General features: G+C 61.8%; 11 protein-coding genes and 1 pseudogene. 5 read left to right on the forward strand and 7 right to left on the reverse strand.

From position 1 onward, the window contains the following. Nucleotides 1–59 precede the first annotated feature (59 nt). From V1286_RS06275 to V1286_RS06290, 4 genes are all read right to left on the reverse strand, one after another. Nucleotides 60–2132: an ATP-dependent helicase gene (locus tag V1286_RS06275; protein ID WP_417021108.1), complete on the reverse strand. Its 2073-nt coding sequence runs from the start codon at nt 2130–2132 to the stop codon at nt 60–62. Between the two features lie 130 nt (nt 2133–2262). Further along, the gene (locus V1286_RS06280) at nt 2263–2925 is read right to left on the reverse strand and encodes an SOS response-associated peptidase (RefSeq protein WP_334478289.1); all 663 of its coding nucleotides are present in this window, start codon (nt 2923–2925) and stop codon (nt 2263–2265) included. Nucleotides 2926–3012: 87 nt separating this feature from the next. Beyond that, the gene (locus V1286_RS06285; RefSeq protein WP_334478291.1) at nt 3013–3309 is read right to left on the reverse strand and encodes a hypothetical protein; all 297 of its coding nucleotides are present in this window, start codon (nt 3307–3309) and stop codon (nt 3013–3015) included. A 23-nt stretch (nt 3310–3332) separates the two neighbouring features. Further along, the gene (locus V1286_RS06290; RefSeq protein WP_334478293.1) at nt 3333–3539 is read right to left on the reverse strand and encodes a hypothetical protein; all 207 of its coding nucleotides are present in this window, start codon (nt 3537–3539) and stop codon (nt 3333–3335) included. Between the two features lie 113 nt (nt 3540–3652). On the opposite strand from V1286_RS06290, the gene V1286_RS06295 reads away from it, so the two are divergent. After that, nucleotides 3653–4147 carry a hypothetical protein gene (locus V1286_RS06295; protein WP_334478295.1) on the forward strand — a complete coding sequence of 165 codons (495 nt, stop codon included), beginning with the start codon at nt 3653–3655 and terminating at the stop codon, nt 4145–4147. 18 nt (nt 4148–4165) lie between these two features. Next, a complete protein-coding gene (locus V1286_RS06300) occupies nt 4166–4690 on the forward strand; it encodes a thermonuclease family protein (protein WP_334478297.1) in 525 nt (174 codons plus the stop codon). Nucleotides 4691–4752: 62 nt separating this feature from the next. Here the strand turns inward: V1286_RS06300 and V1286_RS06305 are convergent. The 3 genes and pseudogenes from V1286_RS06305 to V1286_RS06315 all read right to left on the reverse strand — a co-directional run. Next, nucleotides 4753–4911 (reverse strand): annotated as a pseudogene (locus V1286_RS06305) (transposase); the annotation flags it as partial. 225 nt (nt 4912–5136) lie between these two features. Continuing rightward, nucleotides 5137–6297: a mandelate racemase/muconate lactonizing enzyme family protein gene (locus V1286_RS06310; RefSeq protein ID WP_334478299.1), complete on the reverse strand. Its 1161-nt coding sequence runs from the start codon at nt 6295–6297 to the stop codon at nt 5137–5139. Nucleotides 6298–6335: 38 nt separating this feature from the next. Further along, nucleotides 6336–7298, reverse strand: coding sequence for a tripartite tricarboxylate transporter substrate-binding protein (locus V1286_RS06315; RefSeq protein WP_334478301.1), 963 nt, complete (start codon nt 7296–7298; stop codon nt 6336–6338). A gap of 126 nt (nt 7299–7424) precedes the next feature. Between V1286_RS06315 and V1286_RS06320 the strand changes: the two genes are divergently transcribed. The 3 genes from V1286_RS06320 (at nt 7425) to V1286_RS06330 (ending at nt 12908) form a co-directional block, all read left to right on the forward strand. Next, complete coding sequence (locus V1286_RS06320; RefSeq protein ID WP_334478303.1) at nt 7425–8345, forward strand: LysR family transcriptional regulator; 921 nt, start codon at nt 7425–7427, stop codon at nt 8343–8345. Nucleotides 8346–9708: 1363 nt separating this feature from the next. Beyond that, nucleotides 9709–10659 (forward strand): ArdC family protein, encoded by a 951-nt coding sequence (locus tag V1286_RS06325; protein ID WP_334478305.1) that lies wholly within the window; start codon nt 9709–9711, stop codon nt 10657–10659. A gap of 134 nt (nt 10660–10793) precedes the next feature. Further along, on the forward strand, nt 10794–12908 hold the full coding sequence (locus V1286_RS06330; RefSeq protein ID WP_334478307.1) for a ParB/RepB/Spo0J family partition protein: 2115 nt from the start codon (nt 10794–10796) through the stop codon (nt 12906–12908). Nucleotides 12909–12985 lie beyond the last annotated feature (77 nt).

Here is a 12985-nt window from a genome sequence, read left to right on the forward strand (position 1 = left end):
CGTTCCTTGTCCCTGTCACAGAGCAGGGATTCGAAATGGTGGTGCTTATCCACGAAGCTCTAGCGCCACATCCCTCTCATTCGAGCTGCGATGTCGACGCGAGGCCCTTGGCTTGGGCCGCGTGCAGCGGCGTCTGCAGACGCCGTCGGCCAATTGGTGCGCTCGAACAGGCCGAGCAGCTTCTCGGGGATGAAGCGGGTTCGCGATGCATAAGCGTGCCGGTCACCCTGTGAGTGCTGGCCGTGCGTGAAGAAGCGTTGCGGCACCACCAGATGGAGATCGTCCTTTGCCCGCGTCATCGCGACGTAGAGAAGGCGGCGCTCCTCCTCGAGCTCGGCGGAGGTGCCTGCTCCCAGGTCAGACGGCATGCAGCCGTCGACCACGTTGAGAACGTAAACCGACTTCCATTCCTGGCCCTTGGCCGAGTGGATGGTCGACAGGATCAGATAATCCTCGTCCAGCAACGGCACGCCGGCCTGGTCGCTGGTTGCGTCCGGCGGATCCAGGGTAAGTTCCGTCAGGAAGCGTTCGCGCGAAGGGTATCCGCCGGCTATCTGTTCGAGTTGAACGAGGTCGGCGCGCCGGACCTCAGCGTCCTCATGGATGCGCTCGAGATGTGGTTCATACCAGAGGCGGGCACGCTCCAGGTCCGATGGCCATTCCGTGTAGCGGAGGTTTCCGACAGTTTCGACGAAGGTGGTCCAATCGTCGCCGGTGCGGGGCAGGCAGGGAAGGCTGCAAAGCGCGCCGAGTGGGTCAGTGGCTTCAGCCATGTGATCGAGGATGCGCTGCGCGGAGGCGGGACCGATACCCGGCAACAGGTGCAGCACGCGGAAACCGGCGACGCGATCGCGTGGATTCTCGGCGAACCGCAGCAGGGCGAGCATGTCCTTGACGTGCGCAGCATCGAGAAATTTCAGGCCGCCGAACTTCACGAACGGGATGTTGCGACGGGTGAGTTCGACTTCCAGCGGGCCGCTGTGCGAGGACGTGCGGAACAGCACCGCCTGCTGCTTGAGGAGGGCGCCTTCCTCGCGGGTTTCGAGAATGCGTTTGACGATATACCGCGCCTGGTCTGCCTCGTCACGTACTGCCACCAAGCGAGGTTTTGTTGACGACGAGCGCTCGGTCCATAGGTTCTTGGTGAAGCGCTCCCTGGCGAGATCGATAACGCCGTTTGCCGCGGAAAGGATTGGCTGCGTCGAACGATAGTTGCGGTCGAGGGTGACGATCTCCGCCCTCGGACTGAATTGATCAGGAAAATCGAGAATGTTGCGAACAGTGGCGGCCCGAAAGGAATAAATCGATTGCGCGTCGTCGCCGACCACGGTGAGGCCACGGCCTCCCGGCTTCAAGGCGAGCAGGACCGATGACTGCAGACGGTTCGTGTCCTGATATTCGTCGACGAGGACATGATCGAAGCGGCCGCCGATATCGTCGGCGATGCCGGGGTCGGACATCATCTGTGCCCAGTACAGAAGAAGATCATCGTAATCGAGAACGTTGTGCTTCTGCTTGGCCTCGACGTACGCTGCGAAAAGTTCCTTCAGTTCATTGGCCCAGCCGGCGCACCACGGGTAAGACGCTCCGAGCACTTGGACCAGCTCGGCCTCGGCGTTGACGCAGCGTGAATAGATCGAAAGGCATGTGCCCTTGGCAGGAAATCGGCTCTCGGTCTTCGAGAGCCCGCGCTCGTGCCTGACCAAATTCATCAGGTCGGCCGAGTCCTCGCGATCGTGAATGGTAAAAGCAGGATTGAGGCCAATCTGGTCGGCATATTCGCGAAGCAGTCGGGCACCGATACCATGGAACGTGCCGGCCCAACTGAGCGCGTCCGTCATGATCCCGGCATCAGCACCAAGCACCTTGCGAGCGATCCGCTCGACGCGCCTTGACATCTCGGACGCAGCACGCCGCGAGAACGTCATCAGCAAGATCCGGCGAGGGTCGGCGCCGCTGACGATGAGGTGGGCGACACGGTGGGCAAGGGTATTCGTCTTGCCGGATCCGGCGCCGGCGATGACCAGCAGGGGAGTTCCGACATGACCGTCGGCGGCGACCCCGTGCTCGACGGCTCGACGCTGTTCCGGGTTCAGCGTCTCAAGATATGATGCGGCCGTCGACGCGAGCACGATCGTCCCCCTGTTAGAACTGCACGCTCGATGATTCTCGCTCAAATCGCAATGAGATCGGCTACGGTGCGACCCCAGTAGAGAGCTTCCTTCAGTCCCTCCCTGCGTTCCGGCGCTCCGTGCATACCGCCTACACCGCCGCCTTGTCTTCCTTGTCTTCGCCGCGCAGGACGATCTTCAGCGCGTCGTCAGGCAAAGGGCGCTGCAGCGCCTTCGCCTCATCCCACGGAGCGCGCATCCAGACGTCGCGCTCTTCCTCGGTCGTCAGGATCACCGGCATTGCCTTCGGATGGATCGGCGCGACGATCGGGTTCGGTGATGTTGTCAAGAAACCATACACGAGATGAGGGCCGGGGATCGGCTTCGACTTCGTGCCTCGATCGCCCTTGAACTCGGTCCAGATGCCGGCGAACATGAACAGCGGTCGGCTGTCGTCGAGCGCAAACCAGACCACATCTTTCTTTTTGGTCTCCGGGTTCACCTCGGGTGCGTACTCGGCGAAGCTGTTCGCCGGCACAAGGCAGCGGTTCTCTGGCTTCAGCCAGCCGCGCCAGTGGGGAGAGGACGTGTTGCGAATGTTGGTTACCGGCGGGCCGCCGGTCCTCGGTGGCGGCGGCATGCCCCAGCGCATCAGGACCATTTCTTCAGCATCGCTGGCGCTGCGGATCACCGGTGCCGGATAGTCCGGAAAAACCCCAGGCATCGGCGGCAGGTTGCCCACGTACCGGTTCATGCGTCGGAATAGGCCGGCAATCGCCGCCTGGTTCGTGGTGATCGAATACAGATTGCACATTTTAGCGGTCGCTCTCGACGGGCAACGACGTCGCCGGGCCGGGGCACTCCGCGTGACCGAACATCCCTTGGTCTGCATGTCCAGCCGTCACGATGACTTCCTCACCCCGTTTTGTTCAAATGATCGCATCATGATGCCGTCGAGGATCTTGCCGGCAGCTGCTCGAACTTTTCGCTCGGTGTCCTCAGGCATCGGTGGCAGCTTATAGCTCGCCACGAGATCGGTAAGTTCGCTATGTACGTCCGTACGGAAGCCACGCGGATCATCCGCCATTTCCGACAGCAGCTGAAATAGCGTCGCGAGCATGAACTGCATCGCCACGTCGGCTCCCATCTGCTCGGCCTGATCATCCGTGATGAAGGAAAGCCTGTCCTGATGTTGCATCGCTATTTCACCACACGCTGACTCTATCCTGTGTAGGTCCGAAAGCGTCCGCGCGTGTAAGCATGCGATACGGCCTTCCTCAACTCCGCTATCTCCGATTCCAGGAGATTGTTCGCAATGATTAGCGCGCGAACAGCCGCACGCGGATCGCCGTCGCAGACGGCGATCGCCTGGTCGACGGCGGATTCAAGACCATCGTCCTGTTCGTTCGGCTGAGAGACCGAGGACATGGCCCTGTTCCAGGTTGACCGTCGATGGCGTATGTTCCTATTTTGTTCTCATGGAGTCAAGCCGGCGTTTCAAGCCGCCCTGGACGCTGATCCGGGAAAATTCGGAGTGCTACGTGGTCAAGGACGCCAACGGCGTGACCCTGGCATGGCTCTATTGCCGTGATGACGCGCAGCGCTACAGCTTCGGCGTCAGCAAGCTATCCGCCGATGAGGCCCGCCGCATCGGCAAGGCGATCGCGCGTATTCCCGAATTCATGATGCCGCGTCAAGGCTTCTATCCGCGTGGTGGCGGACCGCGCTGGCGCGCCGATCGGCCGTATCACGTCGCGCTCGAAGACCGCTACATCCGCGAGCACTGGGATGAAATATACGCGCTCTGCCGGTTGAACAGCCTGCCGTTGAATGCGACCGGCGAGGTGATTGAGAATGACGGCGTTTGGAGAGCCTACGAGTTTACCTGGCAGATGGATGCAATCCTGTTCTGGGAGCGGTTCGAGGGGCGCTGGCTGCGCGGCACGGAGTTTCACTTTCCCGAGCGGCCCGAGAACCTTCCGTCGCTGAAGCCGCTCGAGAACTGGCCGAAATCCAGTCCGCGCGATTTGCGATAACCACCGGTACCCAACATCATGATCAAGCGCCGAACATTGGTATTGATGCTTCTTCTGCTGTCAGGCGAGGCGCTAGCTGATGACCTTGTTGGTCGAGCCAGTGTCGATGATGGCGACACACTGGAAATTCAAGGAAGGCGCATCCGGCTGTGGGGTGTTGACGCGCCGGAGAGCAGCCAGTTATGCCGCGGTGAGGACAGTTCGCAATATCGTTGTGGCGCGCAGGCAGCAAACGATCTCGACGCATTTATTGCCCGGCGTCCGGTTAACTGCTCGCCCGTTAGCTTCGATCCATATGGCCGGACAATTGCGATCTGTTTAGCCGGCGGCACCGATCTCGGCGAATGGCTTGTGCGCAAGGGCCTGGCACTGGATTGGCCCCAATACTCCAAGGGCCGATATGATGGCGCTCAGCGCGAGGCCGAACACGCCGGCCGCGGAATCTGGAAGGGCAGCTACGTCGAGCCGTGGCTCTATCGAGCCTGCATCCGCGCAAGCGGAAAGCCCTCCGACTGTTCGGACGACGCAAATGCCCATCCTTGATGAACCCCAATGCGGGGCGTCAATCCACAACGACGATGGCCTATCCCCACAGTCGCGCAAGTGGCTCGTCGCCAGCGAACGAAGCGGTAGTAGCAGGTCGTGTACGGGCCGAAATTGTCCGGCAGATCGCGCCATGGCGCGCCAGATCGCAAGACTCAGATGCCATTGAGGACGCGACGGTCATTCACTCGTGACACGCCGCGCGGCTTATGCGGCAGCATCGGCTTGATAGCAGACCGCTCATTGTCGGTGAGTTCGTAGCGTATGATTCGGCTCCTCGATTTAGGGGGCTTGAATCATCCTCGGCAGGTGGGCTCAACATGCCCGGCCAAGGAACGCTTTGGTCGCGATGCGCCCGAAAGCGGACGCGTTATGCTCACTTTGAGTTTTGTCGTTCGTGACCCAAAGCGGACCAAGGAGGCGGGCTACATAGTTCGCGGGGCTCCTTACGACGCCAGGCTTCGCATTTCGGTAATCAGGTCCGACTTGCCTTCGAAGCCGATGCCAGGAAGCTCCGGCATGGTTATATGTCCGGCTTCCACCCGTACCCCATCGGGGAATCCCCCATACGGTTGGAACAGATCGGGATATGATTCATTACCGCCGAGCCCGAGCCCCGCTGCGATGTTGAGCGACATTTGGTGTCCGCCGTGTGGAATACAGCGGCTCCACGACCAGCCATAGCTCTTCAACATTTCCAGCGTGCGCAAATACTCGACCAGCCCGTAGCTCAGCGCGCAGTCGAACTGCAGCCAGTCCCGATCTGGCCGCATGCCGCCGTAGCGGATCAGGTTGCGGGCATCCTGCATCGAGAACAAGTTTTCGCCGGTGGCCATCGGGCCGGGATAGTGCTCGGCCAGCTTCGCTTGCAACTCATAATCCAGCGGATCACCAGCTTCCTCGTACCAAAACAGATCGTATTGGCGCAGCGCCTTCGCATAAGCCACCGCAGTATCGAGATCGAAGCGGCCGTTGGCGTCGACGGCGAGCTTGCAGCCCGCAGGCAACATTTTCAAAACGGTTTCGATGCGCTTGCAGTCGTCAGCCAGCGGCGCACCGCCGATCTTCATCTTCACGACCGTGTAGCCGCGGTCGAGATACCCTTGCATCTCCGCTGCCAGGCCTTCGAGGCCCTTGCCTGGATGGTAGTAACCGCCGGCCGCATAGACGAAGACACGCGGGTTGGCCTGCACTTTGGCGCGTTCCGCCAAGAGTCGAAACAGGGGCTTGCTCGCAATCTTGGCGACGGCGTCCCACACTGCCATATCGATCGTGCCGATGGCGACCGAACGCTCGCCATGCCCGCCCGGCTTCTCGTTGGTGAACATGGCCGCCCAGATTTTGCCGGGATCCAGAAGGCTAGCTTCGTCCAGCAGGCTGTCCGGCGCGGCCGTCAGCACGCGCGGCGCGAAACGCTCGCGGATCAATCCCCCCTGCCCGTAGCGGCCGTTCGAGTTGAAACCGTAGCCGATGACCGGCCGGCCATCGCGGATGACGTCGGTGACCACGGCAACCAGACTGAGCGTCATCTTCGAAAAGTCGATGAAGGCGTTGGCGATGGGAGAAGATATCGGAGCGGTACGCTCCCGGATGTCGACAATGCGCATGAGAAGGATGTCCGTATCGGAGGATGGAGGGCGGAAGCTTAATCGGCGTATTGACCGACCGCGGTGATCATCGGACGCCAGCGGTCAATCTCGCTCTTCAGCGTTTCACGAAGGATTTGCGGCGTTGCCTTGTCCGGCGTCGGATCGGTCGCGATATCCGCGAACCTGCTGGCCAGCGCCGGACTTTTAAGCGCCTCGGCCAAGGCTTTGGTCAGCACCTGCACGATGGGATCGGGCGTTTTCGCCGGCACATAGATACCGTGCCAAACGCTGATCTCCATGCCGGTCAGGCCGGCCTCGGCCGCGGTGGGCACGTTGGGCATCGATGGCAGCCGCTTGGCGCTGGTGACGGCATAAGACTTCACGCTGTTGGCCTGGACCAGCGGCGCGGCGGTCGTGGCTTGTTCGCACCCAAGATCTATCTGCTTTCCCATCAGCGCCTGAAGAACCGGGCCGCCTCCGCGGAATGGAACGACGTTCATCTGCTTCTGAACAGCCGCCATGAACAGCATCCCGCAAAGCTGCGACGCCGCACCCAGGCCCGAATGCGCGAAGGTGACGTGATCGCCGCGGGCCTTGATGTCTGCAATGACTTCGGCCAGCGTATTCGGGGGGTAGTCCGGGCGCGCAATGATTGCCATGTTGGCATCGGACACGACGCCGACCGGCTTCAGGTCGGTGGTCGGATCGAACGGAAGCTTCCGATACAGCGTGACGGCTGTGGCCAGTCCGAGATGATGCAGCAGAAGCGTATAGCCGTCAGGCTCGGCACGGACCACCCGATTGCTGCCCAGAGTGCCGCCCGCGCCGGCGACGTTCTCGACAATCACCTGCTGGCCGAGCAGACGGCCCATGTTCTCGGCCGTCACGCGCGCCACGGTGTCGGTGGGGCCTCCGGCGGCAAAAGGCACGATCATGGTGATGGGCCGTTTGGGGAAATCCTGGGCGATCGCCGCAGACGCCGTCAAGAACAGCAACGAGGCACACACAACCGCACGCATGAATATCTCCCGGGATCATTTTTTGCTGCAGGCAATGTAGATGAATGTCAGCCATCTCAGAATTGGTATATTTTCACCTCAGCCGTTCCCATATAAGATGTCTGAAATCTGACGGCAGGACAGATCATGCGAAATTTCGATCCCGTTTCGTTGCGGCTGTTCATCGCGGTCTGCGAGGAACGCAACATCGCCATAGCCGCCCGGCGCGAGGCGATCGTGCCGTCCGCGGTGAGCAAGCGCATCAGCCAGATGGAGCAAGCCGCAGGCGTCGCCTTGCTCGAACGCGGCAGGCGCGGCGTTGCGGTGACGGCGGCGGGGGAGGTGCTGTGCCGCTATGCGCGGGAATCGCTGCAATTGCTCGACCGGATGCAGGCAGAACTGGGAGCGTTTGCCGAGGGAGTGCAAGGTCACGTGCGTGTCTTCGGCAGTAAATCGGCGGTGGCGCAATTCCTGCCGGAAGATGTCAGCCTGTTCGCGCAACGCTATCTCGACGTACGCGTCAGCCTGGAGGAGCGCGAAATCTGGGAAGTGGTGCGCGGCGTCGAGGAAGGGCGCGCCGATATCGGAGTGTGTTGGGACGCCGTCGACATGCGCGGCCTGCGGACCTTGCCATATCACCGCGACCATCTTGCGGTCGTCGTCCATCCCGCCCATCCATTGGCGAGAAAACGTTCCGTCTCCTTTGTCGACACGATTGACTACGAGCATGTCGACATCGCCGCTCGGAGCATCATGCAGACGACCCAGCGCAGTGCTGCGGCCGCCGCCGGCAAGCAGATGCGCTACCGCATCCAGGTCTCGACCGTGGACGCCGCTTGCCGGATCGTGGCGGCCCAATTGGCTGTGGCGATCGTACCCGCCGAGGAGGCGAGCGCGATCCAGCAGGCGCTAGGGCTCAAGGTGATCCCCCTCAGCGATAAATGGGCCAAGCGCCAGTTCGTCGTTTTAATGCGTGAGAAAGGCCTGAGCCTACCGGCGCAATTGTTGGTTCAGAGTCTGTCTTCTTCCCAAGGCATTCAACCGCGTCGGTCGGGTCGCTCTAAATAGTTTCGTATCGCGTACGCCGTTCGGAGCACATTCCAACGGGTAAAGAAGCGGTCCAGCGGCTGCTTCTGGCCGATTGTGTTGAAAAAGGTCCTTTTTCGCTGATGACGGAAAATTCTCAGGATCGCTGGTGCGTCTCTCTCGCTGCGAGGTGAGGGACCACATCAATTACCGCAAAAACGATCGCTGGCGCTCGTATCGATTCTACAGAGCCTTGCAGCGGCTGAAATCGCCAATGCGCTACATTTGCAAGATTTTCGGAGGCCCGCGATTTTCGAGTTTTTCGACACGATCGGCCCTTCTCCGGCCTCCGGCGATGTCTGCTTTCACGCCGCGGTTGGGGGGAGCGGACCAGAGCGCGAGTTGCTCCATGTCGTTTATGAGTAGACGGCCTAGTCTACAGATTCTGCCTGTGCGCATCCGCTAGCCGCGGACCGGGCTCTCGTGAACCGAGCCGCTGACGCGTCTCGGCCGTCCGGCTTCGATCCCTTGCGCGATTCGGTGTCGCTCGCCGGAGGCACTCGCGTTAGGGGCCGCCGGCATTGCATGCCGGCGCCGCTATCACTGCCCCGAATGCGGGTGCCTTGTTAACCGGTCTCGCGACTGCAGTCGCCTCGGTGCCCGCGGGCATTTCATGCCCGCGTCGCTATCACTGCCCCTTCGTCGGCTGCCTCTTTCTGCTGCCTGCGCTTCGCTCCGGCGCTTCCCCGCGAGACGGGTCTTCCGCTGCGCGCAAAGCCCGCCTCGCGGGGCGTCACTCCATTCGGGCGTCCATCCTTGTCAAAAGGTACCACCCGAGTTCGTGCCGCAACCACCGTCCGACCGCGTCGGTATCCAAACGTAGAGCACAATCAGTGAGCCTTGAAGCCGTCGTAAATCGAAGGCAGTATTAGTAAACGCATCTAGACCATTCACCTATGTCCCGCTTACCCAAAGCGATACGAGAGAAAATTCTCCGGAGTGAGGGCGCCCTCACTGAAGCCGAAGCCGCTGCTTACGTCGGTGCCAAAACGTTAGCGGAGTTCCGTCGTTTGCGTCGGACCGGACTACTCGGCGACCCAATCCCTGGCACCACGCTATGGGATCAAATTGAGCTCCACCGTTCCATCTCTCAGTGTCGGCCCAAGGCCGAGCATCGGCTCCAAATAGAGAGCAGGCCATCGCTACGAGCGAGATCGAAACGCAAGGCGTGACAGATTTCGCGACCACGGGGAAGAACAACGTCAAACCGACGATAAAGACAGCCGTCCCAATGCGCAGTCCGTTTTCCCGTTATCGCCTTTGAGAGTGAGAGTGCGGGCTGAGTTCGCCGCGACGGGTTGAAGATCGGGGGAGAGGCCTCCGGCGCCCGTCGCGGAGAACCGCGATGTCTGGACATACCGCCCGAGTTCGTGCCGGCAACGACCGAACGAGCCTTTACACTGAAATCACCGACAAGATCATAGCAGAGCTGGAGGCTGGCCGTATTCCGTGGGTTCAGCCCTGGGGCACGGCGGCGATCAAGGCGCCACTCGCGATGCCGCGCAATGCGTCGACGCAGCGCGGATATTCCGGGATTAACGTTCTGATCCTATGGGGTGCCGTTATCGAGCACGGCTTTTCCGGACAGAGCTGGGTTACTTTCCGCCAGGCACTCGGGCTCGGCGGCCATGTCAGAAAGGGCGAGCGGGGAACGACTGTCGTCTATGCCGATCGCTTCACCCCAGACGACGAACGTCGGCGCGCTGCGGAGGCCGGCGAGGAGCCGGGTGCCATCCCGTTTCTCAAGCGCTTTACCGTCTTTAACACGGATCAATGCGTTGGCTTGCCCGGGGATGTCGCTGCTTTGGTGGTCCCGCCACCACCAGGCCGGATTGAGCCGCGAGCCGAGGCGTTGATCGCGGCGACCGGCGCGGATTTCCGCATCGGCGGTGCGCGCGCCTACTACAACACGACGGGTGATTTCGTACAGGTGCCGCCGCCGGCTGCCTATTTCGAACCGATCAACTGGCACCGAACGGCTTTCCATGAGCTGGGTCATTGGACCGGCCAGGCATCCCGCCTCAATCGCGACCACTCCGGTTCGTTCGGCTCAAAATCATACGCGCGCGAAGAGCTGGTCGCCGAAATGGCAGGTGCCTTCGTTTGTGCCTCGCTCGGTATCGTGCCGACCGTGCGCCACGCTGACTACATAGGTTCCTGGCTGGAGGTGCTGCGCGAGGATAATCGCGCCGTCGTCCGTGCGGCGAGCGCGGCATCGAAGGCCGCCGATTTCCTGCTCGGCTTTCTGCCGCCCGCGATCGATTTGGTCGTTGGGGGCAGGGAGGAAGCTGCATGACGGATCCGCAAGCTGTGCCCGTGTCAGTCCTCAGTTGGTGCAGCGCGTCAGAGAGTGAGAGGCGCGCCGGCTTGTCTGTGACGGGTAGGAGGTCGGGAGAGAGTCTTTCGGCCGCCCGTCGTGGAGAAACCGACATGGCAAGCGTTCAGAAAATCAAACTCAGTCCCTCCCGCGACATTCCCTTCAACAAACTGGTGCTCAGCCAGTCGAACGTTCGCCGCGTGAAAGCCGGCGTCTCGATCGAGCAACTGGCGGAGAGCATCGCGCAACGTACGCTCCTACAGAGTCTGAATGTCCGGGCAGCCGTCGATACCGAGGGCAACGAAACCGGCATGTTTGAGGTGCCGGCGGGTGGCAGGCGCTATCGAGCATTGGAGCTGCTGGTCAAGCAGAAGCGTATGGCGAAGACGCAAGCTGTCCCCTGCGTTATCCGGGATGGCGGCATCGCCGAGGACGATTCCCTCGCCGAAAATGACGAGCGGGTCGGACTACATCCGCTCGATCAGTTCCGCGCGTTCAAGCTGCTACATGACGGCGGCATGAGCGAAGACGATATCGCCGCGCGGCACTTCGTCTCGCCGGCGATCGTCAAGCAGCGCCTTCGTCTGGCGTCAGTCTCGCCGAAGTTGCACGAAGTCTATGCCGACGATGGTATGACACTCGAACAGTTGATGGCCTTCTCGGTCACGGCCGACCAGGCGCGTCAGGAGCAGGTCTGGGATAACGCCAACAGATCCGGCAACGACGAGGCATATCAGATCCGGAGGATGCTGACGGAGAACACCGTGCGCGCTTCCGACCGTCGCGCCCAGTTCATCGGACTGGATGACTACGAGCGGGCCGGCGGCGCCGTGATGCGGGATCTGTTCGCGCACGACGACGGCGGATGGTTGCAGGATGTGCCGCTGCTTGATCGTCTCGTCACGGAAAAGCTCAAAGTCGAGGCCGAGACGATCGCCAAGGAGGGATGGAAATGGATCTCAGTCGCCGTGGACTTTCCCTACGGCCATGCAAGCGGCATGCGAGAACTCGAGGGCAAACCAGTCGATCTCTCGCCTGAGGAGCAAGCCACTATCGATGCCCTCAACGCCGAGCAGGCCAAGCTTGAATCGGATTACCAGGATGCCGGCGAATTGCCCGACGAGGTCGATCAGCGTCTGGCCGAAATCGAGTCGGCACTGACGGCATTCGAAGACCGGCCGGTGCTTTACGATCCGGCCGAGATCGCCCGAGCTGGTGTCTTTATCAGCATCGACTCCGAGGGACGCCTTTGCGTGGACCGCGGTTACGTCCGGGCAGAGGACGAGGTCCCGGCAACCGAGCCTGATGTCGAGCAGGGCGCCGATCCGTCGTCGACCGGAGGGCAGGAGACTGGTGCCTCCGTTCAGCGTACGGTGATCGCGGTCGCAGGCGGCGCTGTTGAAGCCGACGAAGATGACGGAGACGCGGCCAAGCCGCTGCCGGACCGGCTGATCACAGAGCTGACGGCGCATCGTACGCTGGCGTTGCGGGACGCGCTGGCCGAAAATCCTGCGATCGCGTTCCAGGCAGTGTTGCACAACTTCGTGCTGACGGCGTTCTACCGGTTCGCTTCGTCAGGCAGTTGTCTTGAGATCGGACTTCACACGCCGACCTTTCCCGCGCAAGCCCCTGGGCTGAGGGAAAGCGCGTCCGCAAAAGCCGTCGAGGCGCGGCATGAATCCTGGAAAGCGCGATTGCCGCAGAGCGAAAAAGATCTGTGGCGTGCGCTCACGGCCCTCGATGGCGGTGAGCAGGCGTCCCTGTTCGCGCACTGTGCGTCATTTGCGGTCAACGCCCTCTTTGAGCCGGCGAACCGCTACAATCAGGGCCGCGTCTCTGCTCATGGTGTCCGCACGCGGCTCGACCAGGCCGAAGTGCTGGCCCGCGCGGTCGGCCTCGACATGGTCCAGGCTGGCTGGAGACCCGCGGTCGACAACTATCTCGGCCGGGTCACCAAACCTCGCATTCTGGAGGCAGTTCGGGAGGCAAGAGGCGAGTCTTCCGCGCAACTGATCGACCACCTGAGGAAGGCCGACATGGCCAAGGAGGCCGAGCGCCTTCTCGATGGTTCGGGCTGGTTGCCGGAGCCGCTACGTCTCGTCGACCCCGCCGCGTCGCCAGCGGAACAGGAGGGTGAAGCGGGCCCACTGCCCGATTTCCTCGCCGACGAAGAGGAAGGGGGGAACGCCGGCGACGACGATCCGCAACAGCTCGACGCGGCTGAATGACATCACAGGCCGGATGGCTCCGGCTGTCCCGCAGTCTTGGGGACTGGTGCAGAGCGCCGGTCCCCATTTTTATTGGT

This window comes from Bradyrhizobium algeriense (assembly GCF_036924595.1).
Taxonomy (GTDB): domain Bacteria; phylum Pseudomonadota; class Alphaproteobacteria; order Rhizobiales; family Xanthobacteraceae; genus Bradyrhizobium; species Bradyrhizobium algeriense.